The following is a 19,092-nucleotide window of genomic DNA, read 5'->3' on the forward strand; positions in this document are numbered from 1 at the left end:
CCGGCCACGGCGGGCCGCACGGCGTGCGGCAACGTCGACAAGGATCTGGCGCTTCCCGGCTCGACTCCAGCCAGAATGCATCTGGCGTAGATTTCCTCCATGAGCGAGGCACCGATCGACGATCTCGATCGGCGGATCATCCGATCCGTCCAGATCCACCCGCGAGCTCCGATGAACCTGTTGGCCCGAGCACTGGAGGTGTCCGAGCAGACGGTGTCCCGCCGGTTCCAGCGGTTGCGCGGGGAGGGCGTGGTCCGCGTCATCGGCCTGGTGGATCCGCGGCGGCTGGGCCAGGTCGACTGGACGGTCCGGCTCACCTGCCGTCCGCACGCGGCCCGCGCGGTGGCGCGCGCCCTCGCCGCCCGGGACGACGTGGCCTGGGTGGCACTCACCGGCGGCGGCGCCGAGATCATGGCCTCGATCCGGGCCCGCACCCGCGACCAGCGCGACGACCTGCTGCTCCGGCGCCTGCCCCGCACTGCCGAGGTGCTGTCGCTGCAGGCGATGATGGTGCTGCACCGGTTCGCCGGGCAGGAGGACGACTGGTCGGGATTCGGTGGCGACCTGGCGGACGGGGCCGTGGCGCTGCTGCGCGAGCACCGGCCCGTCGTCGACCACGGTGCACCGGCCCCCGAACCGACCGCCGACGACGAGCCGATGCTGGCGGCGCTGCGCCGGGACGGCCGGACACCGGTGGCTGCGCTGGCGGCAGCGACCGGGTGGACCGCGGGACGGGTCACCCGGCGGTTGGATCACCTGATCGGCACCGGGACCCTCTACCTGGACGTCGATCTCGCGACGGCCCGGCTGGGATTCCCGCTGGACGTCATGCACTGGCTGGAGATCGAGCCGGCCCGGGTCCACGAGTTCGGCGAGATACTCGGCCAGGAAAGCGATGTCAGCTTCTGTGCAGCGACCACCGGGTCGGCGAACCTGATGGCCGCCTCCACCCACGCCGATCTCGACTCGCTTTACGACTTCACCGGCCGGGTCGGACGTCTCGGCCCGGGACTGCGTCATCTCGAGGTGGTGCCGGTGCTGCGCCGGCTGAAGCAAGCCGGGTCGCTGCTGGAGGGCAGTGGACTACGGGATCCTTCCGTGCCGGTATGAACGTGTCAGGCGGTGAGTGCGAGCTGCTGCCCGGCGACCGTCGCTCTCGCCTTCTCGGCGATCACCCGGAGGATCCGGGAGACCTGCATCTGGCTGACCCCGATCAGCTTGCCGATCTCGGACTGGGACAGCCCGCGGGTGAACCGCAGGTCCACCACCCGGCGTTCACGCTCGGTCAGTCCGGCCATGATGTCGGCGATCACCATGCGATCCTCGACCGCGCCGAACCCGTCGTCCTCGGCGGCCAGCTGGCGACCGTTCTCCTGCCCGGTGCGATCGGGGGCGTCCAGCGACACCGGGTACGAGATCGCCGCCACCTCCCGGGCCTCCCGGATGGAACCCACCGGCACGCCGACGATCTCGCTCAGCTCGAGGTCGGTGTGCGGCTCGCCCTGCCGCCCGGCGTCCGCAGCGGTCATCGCCGCCCGGATCTCCTGCAGCTTGCGCGGCGGCCGGACCATCGCCGAGTGGTCACGGAAGTACCGCTTGATCTCCCCCGTCATCGTGGGGACGGCGTACTGGAGGAAGTCGTCGCAGTGCCCGGGCTCCCAGCGCTGGGCCGCCTTCACCAGGCCCAGCCAGGCCAACTGCTCGAGATCCGCGGCCTCGACACCCTTTCCGCGGTACCGGGCGGCGACCGCGCGCGCCGCGCCGCGGTGCTCGGTGATCACCCGGGTCATCAGCCGCCGCTTGGTGGCCGGGTCGGTGGACGCCACCATCTGCTCCAGCAACTGCCGGACCCGGGTGTGCCGCTCCTCGCGTGCGGATCCGGGTGCAGGCACCGCGGCGAGCGCGCGGCGGGCGGGAGCGACCGATCCGGGGGCGGACCCGTCGACAAGGGTGGTCATGGACGTGGTGCTGGACAGGGGGGTGAACTGGTCGGCCACAAGAGGCTCCTCGACCGCAGGACCTCCGGCTGTTGCGTTCAACCAGGATGAGGCGGTGGTTCCCGGCCGCCGTCGGTCCATGCGCCGCCGATCGGACGAATCTGCGCCGCCGGTCCGGGTGACCCGGCAGGATCAGGTGATGACGGATCGTGAACCGCAGCCGCACACCCCCTTCCGGCCCGAGCGGGTGAGCCATCCCATGCCGCCGACGGTCCCCACCGGGCTCCGGCTGGAGCTGTCCCGGGCGCGGCTGCTGCCCGGCAGGGCGGACGAGCACCGGCAGTGGATGCAGGAACTGACCGACCGCTACGACGAATGCCTGGACACCCTGCCCGCCGAACGCGCGGCCTTCGAGGCGACCTTCCGGCACACCGAAGCCGACGGGTCGGAGTGGATGTACCACCTGCAACTCATCGGCGAGGACGGCCGCGGGCTGGACACGTCCAACCCGGTCGACGCGGCGCACGAGGCCTGGGCCCGTCGGGTGAAGGAGGCCGGCTGGGAGGAGCTGCGGCCGGTCTTCATGCTCGCGCCGCAGCACATCATGGACGCCCTGACCCACTGGGGCCGCACCGGCACTCCCTGACCCTCCCACCCGCGAGGATCAAGATCGCCTGCGCGCGTGAAGATGTCGCCGTTGGGACGGGTGGTGCAGCAGTCAACCACTTCGTACGCGCCTGCGATCTTGATCCTCGCGCGGTCAGGGGTGCTTGGTCAGGTCGGGGGCGGTGAGGTCAGTGGGGGTGGGTGTTGCGGTCTCCTCGTCGGGCTTCTTCTCCGGCGCGGGGCCGATCGCGGAGCCGAGCAGGGCGGCGTTGGGCAGGTTGACCGGGCCCTCGTCGTCGGTCTCGATCAGGGTGTACATCATCCCGGCGCGGACGATCACCCCCTCGAACGGACCGCCCAGCGCACCGCTGCGGATCTTCACCCGCTGCCCCGGGACGTAGGGCCGGGCGAAGAACAGCACGATGCCGGCGAAGAAGTTGCCCAGGGTCTGCTGCGCGGCGATACCGATCACCACACCTGTCACCGCACCGCCGACCAGCAGGTTGCGGGCGCTCACCCCGAGCAGGGTCAGCGTGGACAGCAGCACGATCGCGTACCCGCCGATGATCACCACCAGCCGGACCGCGGCACCCGCGCTCGGGCCGGCCTTGACCTCGCTCACCCTGGCGAGCTCGTTGCCGACCGCCCGCGCCCCGATGATGCCGGCCCCGGCGAACACCACCGCCAGCACGATCACCCCCAGCACCACCCAGCCGCCCGGCGCCGAGAACTGCCAGCCGAACACGCTGACCGTCGCCGTCCCGGGCTGGTCCAGCCCGCCGAGGTCGCCACCGATGACGTAGGCCAGCGCGGCGAGCACCAGCGGCGGCAGGATCCGCTTGAGCCGCACCCTGACCTTCGCGCCCAACGGGGTGAAGTGGTGCGGGTGGTCGGGGGCGTGCTGCTCCGTCGTCATGGCCCCATCCTTCCGGCTGACCATCCGTCCGGGCGACAGCCCCGGATCACCGGGGCCGGGTCGACCGCCGGCGATCCGTACCGTGGTGGGCGGGAAGGGACACATGCCAGAGCAGTTCGACTACTCCAACCTCACCGGCCGTCCGCCGGGCCGGGTGGTGCGGGTGCTCGGTGCGCTGATGCCCGGCGTCCGGACCGTGCAGGAGCAGGTCACCCCGTACGCGCGGGCCTGGCGCCGGGACAACCTCGGCGCGCTGACCGCCCGCGGCCCGCTCTGGGTCGCCCTCGGTGACTCGATGAGCCAGGGCATCGGAGCGACCGCCCACGACCGGGGCTGGGTCGGGCAGCTCCACGACCTGCTGCGTGCCGATCGGCCCGACCTCCGGCTGGTGAACCTCTCGCAGAGCGGCGCCCGGCTGCAGGACGTGCTCGACGACCAGCTGCCGGCACTGCGCGAGCTGCCCTCACCGGTGCTGACCACACTGCTGATCGGGTCCAACGACATGGTCAGCCACCGGTACCGCGGCGGTGCCCGGGACCGGATGCGCGAGGTGCTGGCCGCGTTGGCCGACCTGCCCGGCCTCAAGGTCGTCGGGACCCTGCCGAACCCGAACCGCACCGCGGCCGGCATGTCGGCGCTGGCTGTGCGTGCCGCGCAGCAGCGCGGGATGGCGGTCGCCGAACTCCGGGAACCGCGCACGACTCAGTGGCAGGGCAAGCTCGCCCCGGACCACTTCCACCCCAACGATGCCGGGTACACCTCGATCGCCGAGGTCTTCGCCGACGCGATCGGGCCGCTGTCCGAGCGCGTCGCCGGCTGATCCCCGGGCACCGTCCCAGTCCCAGGGCGCCGTTCCGACCGACCCGGCTCCCCGCGCCCACCGCGATCCGTCGACCGCTCGACCGTCCGACGGCCACGGCTGGTCCCGGGGTCGGATCCCGGCCGCCCCTCCACCGCACTCCACCGATCGGTGGAGGCGAGCGTCCACCGACACACCCACCGGCGGGCGGACAGACCGGGATCGGCCCAGGTCGGAGACTTCTCGTAGCCGGTCGACGGGGCCGGGAACGAGCAAGAGTCGGAAGAAGAAGTCGGAGGGTCACGCCATGACCACCAGCATCATCACCCCCAGCGCCAGCACCCCGAACTACGGCGACCGGAGCTACGGCGACCGGAACCACGGCACCCCTGCCGGCACCGGGTACGGCAGCACCTACAGCACCTCCCGCCCCGGCTTCCAGGCCGCCGCCCAGCACGTCGCGAACCCGGACCGGGTGCACGCCACCACCGCCGGCCGGAACTACGGCAGTGCCGGATACGGCAACGACCTCGGCTACGGCGACGACCTGGGCTACGGCACGGGCGCGAACCGCGCGCCGCAGCAGACCCCGCTGCGCCGGATCGAGGCACAGGCCGACGGGTTCGCCCCGGCCTGGAGCGCCGCACCGCAGGGCTACCGCGACGACCGCCCGGCCGCGGTGGCACCGGCCGCTCCGATCGCGAAGGCCACCGACGAGCCGATCGCCGTGCCCACCGGCCTGTTCACCCGCCGCAACCCCGGCATCGACCAGGGCCGGTTCTGGGTCGGCACCGTGCTGACCGCCGCGGTCGCCGCACTGATCGGCATCATCGGCATGGTGGTGGCCGGCGGCATCTTCCACATCCCGGCGCTGGCCGCGGCCGGTGACGGCACCCTCAGCGAGGGACACCTTGCCTTCTACGGGCTCTCGATCGCCGTCATCGCCCTGGCCGCCGGCCTGATCTACGACGGCATGCTGCACTTCGCCCCCCGCCCGATGCTGTTCTTCGGCTGGCTGGCCGGGCTCGGCGCCGTGCTCGCCGCGGTCACCCCGTTCGCCCTGGGCGAGTCGCTGCACACCCAGATCGCCCTCGCCGTGATCAACCTGCTGGCCGGCACCGCGATCATGGGCCTCATCCCGCTGGCGGCCATCGCGGCCCGGCCGCGGTCCTGAAACGGGGACCGGGTCGTGCTGCACGACCCGGGTCCCACCGGAGGGCCGGAGCTGCTTCCCGCAGCTCCGGCCCTCTACCCTGTGGACATCGCACCGGACGGCCGCCCGGTCCCGAGTCCGCAGGGGTACACCTCGATGTCGCAGACCGACGCACCGGTGCGGGTGGTGGTGGTCGACGACCACCCGTTCTTCCGGGACGGCGTGATCCGTGGGCTGACCCAGAGCGGACGGGTCCAGATCGTCGGTGAGGCCGGGGACGGGCGCGAGGCGATCGACGTGATCGCCGCCGAGACACCGGATGTCGCGGTCGTCGACTACCAGATGCCGGACCTGGACGGGATCGCCGTGGTGCACGCGGTGACCCGGGACGGCGGCAGCACCCGGATCCTGTTGCTGTCCGCCTTCACCGACAGCGCCATCGTCTTCCGGGCCCTGGAGGAAGGTGCCGCCGGTTACCTCAGCAAGGATGCCAAGCGGGCCGAGATCGTCGATGCCGTCCTGCGTGTCGCCCGCGGCGAGACGGTGGTGCCGGCGGAGCTGGCTGCCGGGCTGGCCGGGCAGATCCGGATGCGGGCGCAGCAGAGCGCCCCGGTGCTGAGCGAGCGGGAGCGACAGGTGTTGGAGGGCTTCGCGCGTGGCCTGTCCGTGCCGCAGCTCGCCAAGGAGCTCTACCTCGGCGCGTCCACCGTGAAGACCCACAGCCTGCGCCTGTACGAGAAGCTCGGGGTGTCCGACCGGGCGGCGGCGGTCGCCGAGGCGATGCGCCAGGGCCTGCTGGAGTGACGGCCGGATGACCGACCCGGCCCGGCGTCTGGCGCGGCTCGCGCGGGATCCGTCGCTGCGCGGCACCCTGCTCGACCACGCCGCCCGCGGCGTCGCCGTCCAGCTCGTGCTGCGTGCCGTGCTCGCGGTGTTCGTCGTCCTGGTCGTGCTGCTGGTGCCACCGACGGACGACTCGGTGGTGTGCCGGGTGATCGGTCTCGGCTACGCCGCGGTGGCGCTGGGTCTCACGGTCCCGCTGCTGCGACCCTCGCTCGGCGCCACCCGGCACGGCTGGATGCTGCTCTTCCTGGATCTCGTTGCCCTGGCGGCGGTCTCGGTGATCGCCGGCCGGTCCGAGCAGACCTGGACCGACGACATCCTGGTCAACGGATTCTTCCTGTTGCCGGTGCTGGCGGCCACCCAGCTGCGGCCCTGGGTGTGCCTGTGGGTGTCGGTGCCGACGGTCGCGCTCTACCTCGGCGTCGGCCTGGCGTCCCAGGAGGCGAACACCGAACCCACACTGTCGGTGTTGCTGCGCACCGGCGTGCTGGCCGGGGTGTGCGCGGGTTGCCTGCTGCTCGCCAGGCTGCAGCGCTCACGAGTGCTGGCCATCGGCGACCTCGTCGCGGAACGGGCCGGTCTCAGTGCAGAGCTGCTGGCCATCGAGGGCCGCGAGCAACGGGAGCTCTCCGAGACGCTGCACGACGGTGCGCTGCAATACGTCCTCGCCGCTCGCCAGGATCTCGAGGACGCCCGCGACGGCGACACCGTGGCCCTGGACCGGATCGAGCACGCGCTCGCCGAGTCGGCCGGCCTGCTCCGGTCGACGGTGTCCCAGTTGCACCCCGCGGTGCTGGAGCGGGGCGGACTCGGGCCGGCGCTGACCGACCTGGCCCGATCGGTCGGCGGCGGCCGCGGGCCGGAGATCACCGTCACCGTGTCCGGTCCGGACCGGAAGACTCCCGCCGACGGACTGCTGCTCTCGACCGCGCGCGAGTTGCTGACCAATGCCGTCCGGCACTCCGGGGCCGGGACGGTGCACCTGGCCCTGGATCTCGATCCGGAGCGCGCGGTGCTGACGGTGACCGACGACGGGAAGGGCATCGCCGACGGCGTGCTGGAGCAGCGGATCGCGGAGGGTCACATCGGCCTGGCCTCCCGCCGGGTGCGGCTGGCGGCCGTCGGCGGCGCACTGGAGATCGCGCCGGGTGTACCGCAGGGAACGGTCGTCACCGCCCGGGTTCCGCTCGACCGGGCCTGACCCCCCGCTCCGGCGTCAGCGCACCAGCAGTCCGGTCCAGGACGAGCCGGTCGGGTCGTCGCCCACCTGGAACTCGCCGACGAGCTTCGGGGTGGCTCCACGGCGGGAGCCGATCGAGTAGAGCCGGATGGCCGTGCCGGCATCGGCGAGGAACCAGGCCACACCGCGCGCCGGGTCGGCGACGAACCCGAACAGCTCGCGGCTGCTGGCCGGCGTCGCGTCCCGGACCGACCCGGCCGGCAGTGTCCAGATCCAGCTACTGGTCCAGCACAGGGAGCAGGAGGCCACCTGCTCGGCCAGGTCCGTCGCGGCCACCAGTTGTGCGCCGGACAGGTCGACCAGGGTCACGCTCCCGGTGTCCTGGCAGAGCAGCGTGGCGTCGTCGATCCACCCGATCCGGTCGCATCCGACGTCCTCCGCCACGTCCTCCCCGAGCAGGGCGATCGGGGCGAATCCGGCGGGTGTGCGCACGTCGGCCGGGTCCGTGTCGGTCCCGGGCGGCACGTCCGGCGTACCCGCCGGCAACGACAGCACGCCGGACCACAACGAGGTGCCGGCGGTCCGGGATCCGTCGGGCGAGGTGAGACCGATCAGCTCGTCGTCCGGCAGCCGACGGAAATCGGTGTAGCCGGGCGCGGCGGCGGCGTAGCGCTTCGCCGCCCGGACGAAGAGCAGGGAGCCGTCCGGAGCGAAACCCAGCACGCGGTCCTTCACCGGGCCGGCGAAGTCGTCGACGCCGGACCCCTCGTCGGTGTAGTCGCCGTTCGCGTCCAGCCGCAATCGCGCCGAGAGGTCGGTGAACGTGCCGGTGGCGACGTCGAGGAACCCGGCGTGCGAGGAGTCGTCGTCGCCGCTGCGGGACGCGGCGAGCAGCGTCCCGTCGGCCCGGTAGGCGGTGACGCCGCCGGCGCCGTCGCCGGGGCTCCAGTCGCACAGCCGGACCGCGCCGTCGTCCTCGGCGGCGAAGGCGAACGACCGGCCCCTGGCGGCGGAGGCGGGGTCGAGCTCGGTGAGGGTGTCGTTCCAGCAGTCGACGAGCAGCGGGCCGCGGACGTCGGCCGGCACCGGAGGTTCGCCGGACGAGGTGCTCGAGGAGCCCCCGCAGCCGGCGAGCAGGACCATCCCGGCAACGAACGCGACCAGCGCGCGTGCTCCGACCCGCACCGCTGCCTCCCGCTCCCGGTTCCGCCGCCCGACCTGCGCAGCGTATCGGTGCCACCGCCGGCCGGGTGGGCGTTTCAGTCGGTGACCGTGCGGTTGTACTGGAGGGCCCGGCCGACCCAGGTGTCCAGGCCCGGACCGTCGAGTGCGGCTGCGGACACCTCGATCCAGCCCGGCCCCATGGTCCGGTCGGCACCCATGTGGGCCTGGACCGCACCCGGGAGTGCCAGGAATTCGTCGTGCCGGTCGGCGTCGACCCGCACCAGCAGGCCACCGTTCTTCAGGGCGCAGACCGCAAGTTTCCCGGCCACCATGAACGACCGGCCGCCGAACATCGACACCTCCTTGGTCACGGGTGCCGTCGAGAGCGCGGCACGGAGGCGGTCGACGAGCTCGCTCTGCTCCGGTGTCATCGGATCTCCTGGGGGTGCGGCCGGGATGTCAGGTCCCCAGTCTGTCGATGACCCCCGACAGACACCGACAGCCGCTCGGGATCACCATTCCGCCGACAGCGCGTCGAACGCGGCCGCGGCGGTCTCGGTGTGGGCGTCGTGCAGCAGTGCCCGGCACACCGGGACCGGGAGCGCGAAGGCGTCGACCCCACCCGCCGCGAGCGCCACCAGGTCGGCGGTGGACCGGACGCTGGCGGCGAGCACCCGGGCACCGGTGCCGGACGACTGCAGGATCCGGTGCATCTGCAGGGTGTCCTCCCGCCCGGCCAGCCCGAGGTCGGCCATCCGGCCGACGTACGGGGCCAGGAACTGCGCCCCGGCGGCGGCCGCCGACACCGCCTGGTGCACGGCGTAGACGACGGTGACCAGCACCGGGATCCCGTCGGCGGCCAGCTTCGCGGCGGCCTGCAGCCCGGCACCGGTGGCCGCCACCTTGATCACCGTGGCGTCCCCCAGCTCACGCAGCTTCCGGCCGGACGCCTCGATCGCCCCGGCGTCGGCACCCCAGGCCTGGACGAACACCTCACGCGACCCGGCCGCGACGGCCCAGTCGTAGACGGCCGGCAGGTCGGCGCCGGTCAGCCCGGCCCGGTGCAGCAGCGTGGGGTTGGTCGTCATGCCCCGGAACAGGCCGGTGGCCAACAGCGGCTCGACCTCGTCGCGGACCGCGGAATCGACGTACAGGGACATCATCTGGGGGTGTACCTCCGGTGGTCGTGCATCACTGTCCATTACGCGGGACCGGCTGCCGGGCCAGGGATCTCGCTGCTCTCCCGGACGATCAGCGAGACCGGCAGCACCACAAGGCGGCCCAGCCGGGCGGTGGGGTCGTCGATCCGCCGGAACAGCCGTTCCACCGCCGCCCGGCCCAGGCTGTCCGGGATCTGGTCGACCGCGGTGACCGACGGCCGCAGCGAGTCCGCCATCGGGAAGTCGCCGAAACTCACCACTGCCAGATCGGTCCGGCCGATCCGGTGCAGCACCGGCACCACGTCGACGGCGGTCAGCGAATTGGCACAGAAGACCGCGGTCGGCGGGTCGACCCGGCCGAGCAGCTCCGGCACCGCGACATCGGCGGCGAGACCCCGGTCCTCGTAGAAGATCTCGAGGTCGGCGTCGAGCGGCAGACCGGCGCCGGCGAGGGCGGCCCGGTAGCCCTCCTGGCGCCGGCGCACGGTCACCACCTGCCGGTCGCGGGCCAGGAAGGCGATCCGGCGGTGCCCGTTCGCCACCAGCCGGTCGACGGAGGCGATCGCCCCGGACCGGTCGTCCTCGATCACGCTGTCGGCGGCGAGCCGCCCCGGCGGGCGGTCGACGAACACGATGCCCACCTGGTCCGCCCACTGCCGCAGATAGGTGTGGTCGCTGCCGGTGGGAATCAGCACCAGTCCGGAGATCTGCCGGCGCAGCAACGCCTCCACGGCCGGCTGCTCCTCCGTCGGATCCTCCCCCACCGACGTCACCAGCACCACGGTCCCGCGCTCGCGGGCGGCGTGCTCGACGGTCCGCACGATGGCGGCGAAGAACGGGTCGGCGAGATCCGGGACCGCCACCCCGATCGCCGTGTCGCGGCCGGAGCGGAAGGTGCGGGCCAGCGGGTTCGGCACGTACCGCAGCTCGGCGATGGCCTGCTCGACCCGCTCGCGCACGCCGGCGGAGATGTAGCGGTCGTCGTTGACCACGCGCGACACGGTCTTCGTACTGACGCCGGCGAGCAGGGCGACCTCCCGCATGGTGGCCATCCCTGCCTCCTCAGCAGCGCCGGTGCCGGCATCCGCCCCGGCATGACAACGGTGTCAGAGCAGCCTACAGTGTGCTTCCAGCAGCTTCTGACAACGATGACAGACGCGTCGGTGCCGACGCCGACGCTCCCGACGTCCCGGAGGACACTCCAGTGAAGGCAGTCCTGTACAGCGCCGCGACCGAGTACGAGGTCACCGAGGTGCCCACCCCGGAGCCCGGCCCCGGCGAGGTGCTGATCACGGTGATCCAGGTCGGCGTCTGCGGGACCGACCTGCACATCCACCACGGCGACTTCAACGCCCGGTTCCCGTTGATCCCCGGGCACGAGATGGTCGGCACCGTCGCGGCTCTCGGCGACGGGGTCACCCGGTTCCGGATCGGCGAGCAGGTGACCGTCAACCCGAACATCCCCTGCGGGCACTGCAGCTACTGCCTGTCCGGCCGGACCATCCTCTGCGAGAACGCGCTGGGGATCGGCGCCAGCAGCAACGGCTTCTTCGCCGAGTACGCCTGCGTGTCCGAGTTGTTGGTCTTCTCCGTCGAGGGGTTGCCGATCGACACCGCCGTCTTCACCGAGCCCACCGCCTGCGCCATGCACGGGTTGGAGACCCTGCAGGTCCGCCCCGGGGCCACGGCGCTGGTGCTCGGCGCCGGTCCGACCGGTGTGCTGCTGGCCCAGCTGCTCGCCTCCGGCGGCGCGTCCTCGGTCACGGTGGCCGGCCCGTCGCAGTTCAAGCTGGACACCGCCGCCGCCCTGGGCGCCGATGCCACGGTGCTGCTGCACCGCGGTGACCCGGACCGCAACCTTGCCGACCTGCGCGCGGCCGCGGGTGACGACGGGTACGACATCGTCGTCGAGGCAACCGGTTCCACCGAGATCGGCAACATCTGCGTGCCACTGACCCGCAACGGCGGGACGTTCCTGGTCTACGGGGTGACCCGGGCCGACGAGATCATGACCTTCTCCCCGTTCGACGTCTTCCGGCGGGAGATCCAGATCAAGGGCTCGTTCGCCGAGATGACCTCGTTCGGCACCGCGATCGCCGCGCTGCGTGGCGGCCGTGCCCGGACCGACGGCATGATCACCCATCGCTTCGGGCTGGACGACTACGGTGCGGCACTCGAGGCGCTGGCCTCCGACCGCTCCGCCCACAAGGTGGTCATCGTCGTCTGAGACCGGACGCCGCCGCACCCAGCTATCCACCCAGCACGTGAACGCACCGACTGAAGGATCCCTGACATGACGACCGTCCCCGCCGTGCTCGGCATCGATCTCGGTACCAGCTCGGTGAAGGTGGCGCTGACGGATCAGGTGGGTGCCGTTGTCGCGCAGGCCGTCTGCGACTACCCGGTGGACCGGCGCAACCCGGGCTGGGCCGAGACCGATCCCGAGGCCTGGTGGCAGGCCATCCGGACGGCGACCGCGCAGGTGCTCGCCACCGCGCCGGCGGCGTCGGTGGCCGGGATCGCCGGGATCGGGTTGTCCGGGCAGATGCACGGCGTGGTGCTGAGCGATGCCGAGCACCGGCCGGTGCGACCGGCGGTGCTCTGGGCCGATGCCCGGGCCGAGCCGCAGCTGGACCTGCTGCGGGCGCTGGACCTGTCGGTCCGGGCGCGGCTGGCGAACCCGCTGAGCCCCGGGATGGCCGGCCCGGTGCTGGCCTGGCTGCACGTGCACGAGCCGGAGGTCCTCGACGCGGCGCGGCACGCGCTGCAGCCCAAGGACTGGATCCGGGCCTGGCTGACCGGCGTCGCCGCCGGCGAGCCCAGCGATGCCTCGGCCACGCTGCTGTTCGACGTGCTGGCCGCGGACTGGGACGACGAGGTGGTGACGGCCCTGGGGATCGACCGGCGACTGCTGCCCGATCTGCTCCCGTCCGCGCTGACCGAGGCCGGCCGGCTCACCACAGCCGCAGCGGAGGCGCTGGGCCTGCAGGCCGGACTGCCGGTGGCCGCCGGAGCCGGCGACACCGCCGCTGCCGCACTGGGTTCCGGGCTCTTCGAGCCGGGCACCGTGCAGCTGACGATCGGCACCGGGGTGCAGATCGTCACGGTCGTGCCGGCACCCACCGCGGAGTCGGTGGCCGGTCTGCACGACCCGGTCACCCACCTCTACCGGTCGGCGACGGCCCACGGCTGGTATGCGATGGCCGCGGGACTGACCGGCGGCCAGTCGCTGGACTGGGTGCGGCGGATCCTCGGCGCGGAGTGGTCGGAGCTGTACGGGGTCGCCGATCGCGGCAGCCGCCCGGACGACCCGGTCTTCCTGCCGCACCTGGTCGGCGAGCGCACGCCGTACCTGGACACCAACATGCGCGGTGCCTGGACCGGCCTGGACGCCCGGCACGACCGGGTGGCACTGCTGCACTCGGCCCTCGAGGGCGTGGCCTTCGCCGTCGCCGACTGCCTGGACGCGCTGCCCGGGATCCCCTCCGGGAACAGGGATCTGCGGCTGGCCGGCGGCGGGACCACTGCTCCGGCATGGCGGCAGCTGCTGGCCGACGTGCTCGAAGCGCGACTGCACGCGGTCGACGTGCCGGGCGCGTCCGCCCGGGGCGCGGCGTTGATCGGCGCGCGGGCCGCCGGGCTGCTCGACGACGCCCGGCTGACGGAGGTCGCCACCCCGCACACCACACTCATCGCCGAGCCGGGACCGGCGGCGGAGGCACTGCGCGACCGGCGGTTCCGCTACCGCGACACCCTCGCTCGGTTGCGCGCCTGACCAGCGGCATGGGCCTGCCCGGTCACCGGAGCAGCGGCGCCACCTCCGCGCCCAGGAAGGCGGCCAGCCCCTCCGGGTCGGGTTCGTCCCGGGTCGGCTGCACCGCGATGCTGGTGGCACCGGCCTCGACGAAACGCCGTAGTCCGTCGGCGATCTCATCGGCCGTGCCGATCACCGAGATGCCGTCGGCCGGCTCCGCCTCCCAGGCCAGTCGCTCCCGCTCCATCCGCTCCGCCGCGTCCGGGCCGGTGGCCACCGGGACCGAGGTGATGATCTCGTGCGCCGGGTCGAGCCCGGCGGCGGACCGCACCCGGTCGGCGAGTTCGCGCACCTCACGGGTGGTGGACGGTGGTCGGAACCCGGACACCAGGGTGCCGTCGGCCAGCTCCGCACACAGCGCCAGCGACTTCGGCCCACCGGCACCCGCGAACAGCGTCGCCCGGCCGGTCGGCGGATGGTCCAGTGCCACCGCATCGAGGTGTACGTACCGGCCGTCGACCGTCACCGTGTCCCCGTCGAGCAACGACCGCACCGCGGTCAGGTACTCGCGGAGCAGGGTGACCGGCGAGGCGGCTTTCGCGCCGACCTGCCGCATCCAGTCCTGCACCCCGTGGCCGACCGCGCCCAGGAACCGCCCGGGGAACATCCGGTCCAGCCCGGCGATCTCCATGGCCAGCAGCGCCGGGTTGCGCAGCGGCGCCGGGAACAGCCCGACACCGACCCGCACCCGATCCGTCCGGGCCAGCACTGCACCGGCCGTCGAGGCGCCGGCCTGCTTGAAACAGTCCTCCCAGAGCCAGAACTCGCCCAGCCCTGCCCGGTCCGCCGCTGTGGCGACGGACAGCAGACGCTCCGGCGGCCACCACGGGAGGAAGGTGATCCCCAGCTGCGGTGTCGGATGGTCGCCCATCCGCCCAGTCTGCCGCCACCGGGGCGACACCACCACCGCAGCCGGTCAGTTGCAACTGCAGTCGCAGCAGCACCCGTCGCCGCAGCAGCAGTCGCAGTCGGTGCAGTCGCAGCAGTTCGAACAGCCGGGGTCGTGCCGCTTCCCGGTGCAGGGGTTCTCGTGCGAGGCGCAGCAGGCGTAGCCGGTGCAGTACACACCGACCCACGGCAGCACGTTGCGCCAGAACGGCCGGTCCGGCGGCGGTGGCGGGGGCCCGGGCGGCGGGCCGGGGTCGCCCTGACCCGGCGGCGGGTAGCCGGGCGCCGGGTGGTTCGGTGGCGGGTAGGGCGGCGGGGCGGACGGCCCCGGGGGCGGCGGCCCCGGGTATCCGAGATCCGCGGTACCGGCCCGGCGGTCGACCGTGGTGGCGGTCGCACCGTCCACGGCATGGCCCGGCACCGTGCAGTGCCGCCCCCTGTCCCCACCGAAGGCCCGGTGCAGCGCCGCTCGGCTGCCGTCGACGAGAAGTGCCCGGACCAGGCGGTTGTCGCGCAGCTGGAGCCGGTCGTACCCGGCCCGGATGCGGCGCACCAGGCCGACGCACTCCGAGCGGACCTGCTCCGGCGCCGCGCCGGTGGCGGTGATCGGGTTGAAGGCGCCGGCCCGGGCATCGGCCTGCTGGTCCTCCACCGCGTCCAGCAGATGGGCGAGAGCGCCGAAGGCCTCACCGATCTCACGCAGCGGCTGCTCGTTCTCCGGGACCCCGGCCAGCGTGGCCGAGGCGGCGAAGATCCGTCCGGTCGCCGATGCGGTCGGCGCCACCACCGCGGACAGTGGGTCCCCGGGCCGCACGGCGGATTCGAGGGCAGCCTGGCCGTCGAGGTCCTCGAGGACCTGCAGCGCACCGATGGAGTCGGCGATCGGCCGGTCGACGAAGGCTCCTCGCCGGAGCGGGCCGGCGAGCGCACCGGCCGCACCCGCCTTCACCAGCGCCCCCGCCTTCCCGGCCGGACCGGTCGGGCTGCCCAGCCCGACCCGGCGCTCACCGATGACGTCGGCGGCCTTGGCGGCCGCCAGGGTGAGCGAGGCCGTGGCCCCCAACCTGACCGAGACCGCCTGGGAGGGCACCACCTCCGCCGTCCGCATCCCCCGCAGCGCACACGGGCCGGCGGTGCGCCGCGGAGCCTGTTCGGGCTGCTGCGCCTCGAGCAGGACCGACAGCATGACGGCATCGGTGTTGGTCGTCGCACGTGCTGCCTGCCCCCGGCTGTCGCGCAGGGTCAGGCACAGACCGCACAGGTGGGCACGCCACTGCTCGAGGAGCTCGTCCCCCAGGGTGTGCCGGCAGGCATGGACCACACCGAACATGAGCGGGATTCGATCACGCCGCAGCCGCTCGCGCAGCAGTTCCGGGCCGACACCACCTGACCCGGCGGCACACTCACCCGTGCGGCGGAACCGACCGCCGCGGTCCGGCCGCGACGTCGAGCCTGCGCACCCGACGGCGCAGCAGTTGGCCGGCGACGATCCAGCACACCACGGCCGCGACGGTGAGGATGCCCCGCACCGCGTCGACCGGCAGCAGCAGCGAGACCAGCAGCAGCAGCACCGAGGCCAGCAGCGTGGAGGCCGCCGCCGTGAGCAGCCGGTCCCGGCGCGGCAGGCTGAGCACGTAGGGGCGCAGCCGCCCGCGGACCAGCCCGACGGTCCGGACAGCCCCGACCGCCAGCACCAGTGCGAGCACCGCGGCGAGCGCCAGGGACGGCCACCGGATGTCCTGGCCGGCCACCCGGCTGACCAGCCAGGCGGCGATGAAGAAGATCCACAGCCACCGCTGCATGGGCATGGCGAGTGTGTTGATGAACGCGACGTCGAGGTTGTGCAGGCCGACGGAGAGGCGCGGGTCCTGGCCGAGGGCGTCGGCGAACCGGGCCGCGGCGGACAGCGACCGGCGCCGGCGCAGGCTGACCAGGCCGAGTCCGTTGATCGCGGCGGAGTTCTGCGGATCGAGCCGCAGTGCCTCCAGGTACTCCCGTTCGGCGGTGGCCACATCGCCGCGGTCCAGCGCGATCCCGGCCTTGAGGTTGTGCGGTTCCGGCTCCTGCGGGGCCAGGGCGATGGCGCGCTCCACCACCGGGAGTGCCCTGGCCGGCGAATTGTCGGCGAGCACGGCGGCCAGGACCTGGTGGGTCTGCCAGACGAACGGTGAGATCGACACCGCCTGAGCGGCACTGTGTTCCGCTGCGAGGTGCTGACCACGACGGTTCTCTGCCAGTGCCAGCAGCCGGAGCGGCCAGTCGTTGCCGGGGTCGGTGCGGTGGGCCCTGCGGGCGAACTCGGCCGCGGCGTCCGGACGCTGCAGCGCCATCTCCGCGCGGGCGGCCAGGCAGAGCGCGCGGGTGTTCTGCGGGTCGTCGGCCAGCACGGCGGACACCGCCCGCATCGCGTCGGCGGGCCGCTCGAGGTCGAGCAGGTGGTCCGCCCGGTCCAGCTGCGAGCCCGGGTCGCGCTCCGGGTTCACCAGCGCCGCACCCGCTTGAGGTACTCGCGCAGCTCGGCGTAGCTGTTGTCCGCGTCGGCGAACATCACCACGTTGCGGGCGGTGTCCAGCCAGTCGCCGATCGACGGGCGGACCTCACCGCGGGCCGCCAGCAGGTCGTTCATCCCGATCATCCGCGGGGTACCGGTCCGCGCGCTGTCCAGCAGGGCCCGTTCGGCGCCCGACTCGCAGAGGTGCTGCAGGTCCGCCCCGGAGAACCCGTCGGTGGCCCGGGCCAGCGCCGCCAGGTCGATGCCCTCGACCGGTCGGTGCCGCAGGTGGTACCGCAGCACCGCCTCCCGCGCCGGCTGGTCCGGCGGCAGCACGAGCAGTGTCCGGTCGAGCCGGCCGGGACGGCGCAGGGCCGGGTCGACGTCCCACGGCTGGTTGGTCGCGGCCAGCACGAACACGCCCTCGTTGGCGCCGTTCACCCCGTCCATCTCGGTCAGCAACTGGTTGACCGCGCCGCGCATGGCGGTGTTGCGGGTCTGCGTCCGGCGCTGCCCGAGCGCGTCGATCTCGTCGAGGAACAGCACGCAGGGTGCGCTGCGGCGGACCAGCTGGAACAGCTCGGCGACGTTGCGCTCCGAGGAACCCACGTAGATGTCGAGGATGTCGGACAGTCCCACGCTGACGAACCCGGCGCCCAGTTCCCCCGCCACCGCCTTGGCGATGAAGGTCTTGCCGCAGCCGGGCGGCCCGTACAGCAGCAGACCGCCGCGCAGGCTCTTGCCGTACAGCCGGCGCAGTTCCGGATTGCGCATCGGGGCCAGGAACGCGGCCTCCAGCCGCTCCTTCACCTGCGACATCCCGCCGACGTCGGCGAGTGTCACCCTGGCCTGCTCCACCTCCCAGGCCGCGCCGGTCGGCTGTTCCCGCTCGGCGTCCAGGAACATCGGATGGGCGATGTCGCCGATCTGCTGTTCCGCGGCCGACCAGTCGAAGCCGGGCCCGGGCACTCCGGTCGGTGAAGCGGGTGAAGCCGGCGCAGTCGGTGACATCGGCGTGGTCTCGGGACCCGGAGTCGCCGTGTCGTGGGGAGCCGTCTCGTGGGTGGGCGTGTCGTGGGTGGGCACACCGGGGCCGCCACCCGAACCCCCACCGCCGAGCGCCTGGGCCATCAGGGCGCGGGCGGCCGCCGACCCGGGATCCCGGGCAAGAGCAGCGGCGCACTCGGCGATCGCCTCCGGCACCTGCCCGCCCTGAAGCAGCACCCCGGCCAGGTGCAGCCGCAGCGGCAGGTCGTCGGGGGCCGCGTCCACCGCCCGGCGGAGGCTGGCGATCAGCTGCGGGTCCACGGCGCCAACGTACGTGATGCCCCGGCACGCCCGCGTGTGGTTGCCGCACACCCCCGCCACCCTTGCGCCGGACATCCGGCGTCGTCGATCGGATCCGTTGCGCCACAAGAGGTCCGACCGGCATCTGAGGCCGGCCGGTACCGCCGGGCGACGGCCGCCGCTGCTTCGCCGGCCGGGCCCGTCCCCATCCCGGTCGGCTTCGGTCCGGCTCTATGTCGGACCGGCCGTGCGTCGGACCGGTCCGCGCTGACTCAGCCGGAGCGCCCCGGCCACAGCCCACGGAGCCTGTGCACGAGGTTGGCCCGTGCCGTCGTCCCGCTGTTCCGCCGGGCGATGGCGACGGTGAGCGCGGTCGCGAAGGCGCACCAGGCCGGGTACGGGGCAAGGGCGATCGCCGCCCGCCGGTCCAGGGCAGCAGCCCGACGGACCAGATCGGCCGAGCTCAGCGTCAGCGCAGCACATTCGACAGCCGCCGGCCACGGCCGCCGCGCGGCGAAGAACAGTGCGTTCCACCCGGCGTTCAGCACGAGGTTGGCCCCCAGCGCCACGGCGAATCCGCGCCCGGCATCCTCGTCGCCGGACTCGTGCGCCGCGTCGAGCACCGCCGCCGACGCCACCGCGATGTCCGCGTACAGCGGAGTCCAGACCAGCGGGTAGGCCGGCGGGGGCGGCTGCCAGGCGGGTGTCCGCAACGTCCGGTACCAGGCGGAACCCGGATCGGTGGCGAGCCCGCCGATCACTGCGGTCAGCGCCACCGCCGCTCCCGTCCGCACCAACGTCGTCGCGCGCATCGTGACATCGACCTCCCGACTCCCCGGCGGTGACCCACCACC

Annotated in this window: 19 protein-coding genes; 8 read left to right on the forward strand and 11 right to left on the reverse strand. The window is 73.3% G+C overall.

The window, feature by feature from the left end; all coding sequences use genetic code 11:
• The first annotated feature begins 99 nt into the window (after window positions 1–99).
• Window positions 100–1,110 carry an Lrp/AsnC family transcriptional regulator gene (locus GIS00_RS23595; protein WP_154770928.1) on the forward strand — a complete coding sequence of 337 codons (1,011 nt, stop codon included), beginning with the start codon at window positions 100–102 and terminating at the stop codon, window positions 1,108–1,110.
• Window positions 1,111–1,115: 5 nt separating this feature from the next.
• On the opposite strand, the gene GIS00_RS23600 is transcribed toward GIS00_RS23595, so the two are convergent.
• Window positions 1,116–1,997 carry a sigma-70 family RNA polymerase sigma factor gene (locus GIS00_RS23600; RefSeq protein WP_196073426.1) on the reverse strand — a complete coding sequence of 294 codons (882 nt, stop codon included), beginning with the start codon at window positions 1,995–1,997 and terminating at the stop codon, window positions 1,116–1,118.
• 139 nt (window positions 1,998–2,136) lie between these two features.
• Here GIS00_RS23600 and GIS00_RS23605 point away from each other — a divergent pair, with 139 nt between their 5' ends.
• Window positions 2,137–2,583, forward strand: coding sequence for a DUF6176 family protein (locus tag GIS00_RS23605; protein WP_230314069.1), 447 nt, complete (start codon window positions 2,137–2,139; stop codon window positions 2,581–2,583).
• Window positions 2,584–2,697: 114 nt separating this feature from the next.
• On the opposite strand, the gene GIS00_RS23610 is transcribed toward GIS00_RS23605, so the two are convergent.
• Window positions 2,698–3,459: a mechanosensitive ion channel domain-containing protein gene (locus GIS00_RS23610; protein WP_154770930.1), complete on the reverse strand. Its 762-nt coding sequence runs from the start codon at window positions 3,457–3,459 to the stop codon at window positions 2,698–2,700.
• A gap of 103 nt (window positions 3,460–3,562) precedes the next feature.
• Here GIS00_RS23610 and GIS00_RS23615 point away from each other — a divergent pair, with 103 nt between their 5' ends.
• The 4 genes from GIS00_RS23615 (at window position 3,563) to GIS00_RS23630 (ending at window position 7,455) form a co-directional block, all read left to right on the forward strand.
• Complete coding sequence (locus tag GIS00_RS23615; RefSeq protein WP_154770931.1) at window positions 3,563–4,279, forward strand: SGNH/GDSL hydrolase family protein; 717 nt, start codon at window positions 3,563–3,565, stop codon at window positions 4,277–4,279.
• Between the two features lie 286 nt (window positions 4,280–4,565).
• The gene (locus GIS00_RS23620) at window positions 4,566–5,432 is read left to right on the forward strand and encodes a DUF6069 family protein (protein WP_154770932.1); all 867 of its coding nucleotides are present in this window, start codon (window positions 4,566–4,568) and stop codon (window positions 5,430–5,432) included.
• Between the two features lie 135 nt (window positions 5,433–5,567).
• Window positions 5,568–6,215, forward strand: coding sequence for a response regulator transcription factor (locus GIS00_RS23625; RefSeq protein WP_154770933.1), 648 nt, complete (start codon window positions 5,568–5,570; stop codon window positions 6,213–6,215).
• A gap of 7 nt (window positions 6,216–6,222) precedes the next feature.
• Window positions 6,223–7,455: a sensor histidine kinase gene (locus GIS00_RS23630; protein ID WP_154770934.1), complete on the forward strand. Its 1,233-nt coding sequence runs from the start codon at window positions 6,223–6,225 to the stop codon at window positions 7,453–7,455.
• A gap of 15 nt (window positions 7,456–7,470) precedes the next feature.
• Here GIS00_RS23630 and GIS00_RS23635 read toward each other — a convergent pair whose 3' ends face one another.
• The 4 genes from GIS00_RS23635 to GIS00_RS23650 all read right to left on the reverse strand — a co-directional run bounded on the left by GIS00_RS23635 (window position 7,471) and on the right by GIS00_RS23650 (window position 10,810).
• Window positions 7,471–8,619, reverse strand: a complete 1,149-nt coding sequence (locus tag GIS00_RS23635; protein ID WP_154770935.1) for a hypothetical protein — start codon at window positions 8,617–8,619, stop codon at window positions 7,471–7,473.
• A gap of 74 nt (window positions 8,620–8,693) precedes the next feature.
• Window positions 8,694–9,029, reverse strand: coding sequence for a TfoX/Sxy family protein (locus GIS00_RS23640; protein WP_154770936.1), 336 nt, complete (start codon window positions 9,027–9,029; stop codon window positions 8,694–8,696).
• An 81-nt stretch (window positions 9,030–9,110) separates the two neighbouring features.
• Window positions 9,111–9,761 carry a transaldolase family protein gene (locus GIS00_RS23645; protein ID WP_196073427.1) on the reverse strand — a complete coding sequence of 217 codons (651 nt, stop codon included), beginning with the start codon at window positions 9,759–9,761 and terminating at the stop codon, window positions 9,111–9,113.
• A 38-nt stretch (window positions 9,762–9,799) separates the two neighbouring features.
• On the reverse strand, window positions 9,800–10,810 hold the full coding sequence (locus tag GIS00_RS23650) for a LacI family DNA-binding transcriptional regulator (protein ID WP_154770938.1): 1,011 nt from the start codon (window positions 10,808–10,810) through the stop codon (window positions 9,800–9,802).
• A 152-nt stretch (window positions 10,811–10,962) separates the two neighbouring features.
• Between GIS00_RS23650 and GIS00_RS23655 the strand changes: the two genes are divergently transcribed.
• Together GIS00_RS23655 and GIS00_RS23660 are read left to right on the forward strand one after the other, a co-directional pair.
• Window positions 10,963–11,985: a zinc-dependent alcohol dehydrogenase family protein gene (locus GIS00_RS23655; protein ID WP_322098367.1), complete on the forward strand. Its 1,023-nt coding sequence runs from the start codon at window positions 10,963–10,965 to the stop codon at window positions 11,983–11,985.
• A 66-nt stretch (window positions 11,986–12,051) separates the two neighbouring features.
• A complete protein-coding gene (locus tag GIS00_RS23660; RefSeq protein WP_154770939.1) occupies window positions 12,052–13,533 on the forward strand; it encodes a xylulokinase in 1,482 nt (493 codons plus the stop codon).
• Between the two features lie 22 nt (window positions 13,534–13,555).
• Here the strand turns inward: GIS00_RS23660 and GIS00_RS23665 are convergent, their stop codons facing one another.
• From GIS00_RS23665 to GIS00_RS23685, 5 genes are all read right to left on the reverse strand, one after another.
• The gene (locus GIS00_RS23665; RefSeq protein WP_154770940.1) at window positions 13,556–14,443 is read right to left on the reverse strand and encodes an LLM class flavin-dependent oxidoreductase; all 888 of its coding nucleotides are present in this window, start codon (window positions 14,441–14,443) and stop codon (window positions 13,556–13,558) included.
• Window positions 14,444–14,488: 45 nt separating this feature from the next.
• A complete protein-coding gene (locus GIS00_RS23670; RefSeq protein ID WP_154770941.1) occupies window positions 14,489–15,790 on the reverse strand; it encodes a DUF5685 family protein in 1,302 nt (433 codons plus the stop codon).
• 73 nt (window positions 15,791–15,863) lie between these two features.
• Complete coding sequence (locus GIS00_RS23675; RefSeq protein WP_154770942.1) at window positions 15,864–16,943, reverse strand: tetratricopeptide repeat protein; 1,080 nt, start codon at window positions 16,941–16,943, stop codon at window positions 15,864–15,866.
• A complete protein-coding gene (locus tag GIS00_RS23680; RefSeq protein ID WP_322098368.1) occupies window positions 16,940–18,259 on the reverse strand; it encodes an ATP-binding protein in 1,320 nt (439 codons plus the stop codon). Before GIS00_RS23680 ends, GIS00_RS23675 begins: the two co-directional genes overlap by 4 nt.
• 251 nt (window positions 18,260–18,510) lie before the next feature.
• On the reverse strand, window positions 18,511–19,050 hold the full coding sequence (locus GIS00_RS23685; RefSeq protein ID WP_154770944.1) for a TspO/MBR family protein: 540 nt from the start codon (window positions 19,048–19,050) through the stop codon (window positions 18,511–18,513).
• Window positions 19,051–19,092: the final 42 nt, after the last annotated feature.

It is taken from the genome of Nakamurella alba, from assembly GCF_009707545.1.
Lineage (GTDB): Bacteria > Actinomycetota > Actinomycetes > Mycobacteriales > Nakamurellaceae > Nakamurella > Nakamurella alba.

Excerpts from the sequence above, each read along its gene's own strand:
- GIS00_RS23615 (WP_154770931.1), top strand. The coding sequence starts at position 3,563 with ATGCCAGAGCAGTTCGACTACTCCAACCTCACCGGCCGTCCGCCGGGC.
- GIS00_RS23650 (WP_154770938.1), bottom strand. The coding sequence starts at position 10,810 with ATGGCCACCATGCGGGAGGTCGCCCTGCTCGCCGGCGTCAGTACGAAG.
- GIS00_RS23630 (WP_154770934.1), top strand. The coding sequence starts at position 6,223 with ATGACCGACCCGGCCCGGCGTCTGGCGCGGCTCGCGCGGGATCCGTCG.
- GIS00_RS23595 (WP_154770928.1), top strand. The coding sequence starts at position 100 with ATGAGCGAGGCACCGATCGACGATCTCGATCGGCGGATCATCCGATCC.
- GIS00_RS23605 (WP_230314069.1), top strand. The coding sequence starts at position 2,137 with ATGACGGATCGTGAACCGCAGCCGCACACCCCCTTCCGGCCCGAGCGG.
- GIS00_RS23610 (WP_154770930.1), bottom strand. The coding sequence starts at position 3,459 with ATGACGACGGAGCAGCACGCCCCCGACCACCCGCACCACTTCACCCCG.
- GIS00_RS23620 (WP_154770932.1), top strand. The coding sequence starts at position 4,566 with ATGACCACCAGCATCATCACCCCCAGCGCCAGCACCCCGAACTACGGC.
- GIS00_RS23670 (WP_154770941.1), bottom strand. The coding sequence starts at position 15,790 with ATGTTCGGTGTGGTCCATGCCTGCCGGCACACCCTGGGGGACGAGCTC.
- GIS00_RS23640 (WP_154770936.1), bottom strand. The coding sequence starts at position 9,029 with ATGACACCGGAGCAGAGCGAGCTCGTCGACCGCCTCCGTGCCGCGCTC.
- GIS00_RS23660 (WP_154770939.1), top strand. The coding sequence starts at position 12,052 with ATGACGACCGTCCCCGCCGTGCTCGGCATCGATCTCGGTACCAGCTCG.
- GIS00_RS23645 (WP_196073427.1), bottom strand. The coding sequence starts at position 9,761 with ATGATGTCCCTGTACGTCGATTCCGCGGTCCGCGACGAGGTCGAGCCG.
- GIS00_RS23665 (WP_154770940.1), bottom strand. The coding sequence starts at position 14,443 with ATGGGCGACCATCCGACACCGCAGCTGGGGATCACCTTCCTCCCGTGG.
- GIS00_RS23625 (WP_154770933.1), top strand. The coding sequence starts at position 5,568 with ATGTCGCAGACCGACGCACCGGTGCGGGTGGTGGTGGTCGACGACCAC.
- GIS00_RS23685 (WP_154770944.1), bottom strand. The coding sequence starts at position 19,050 with ATGCGCGCGACGACGTTGGTGCGGACGGGAGCGGCGGTGGCGCTGACC.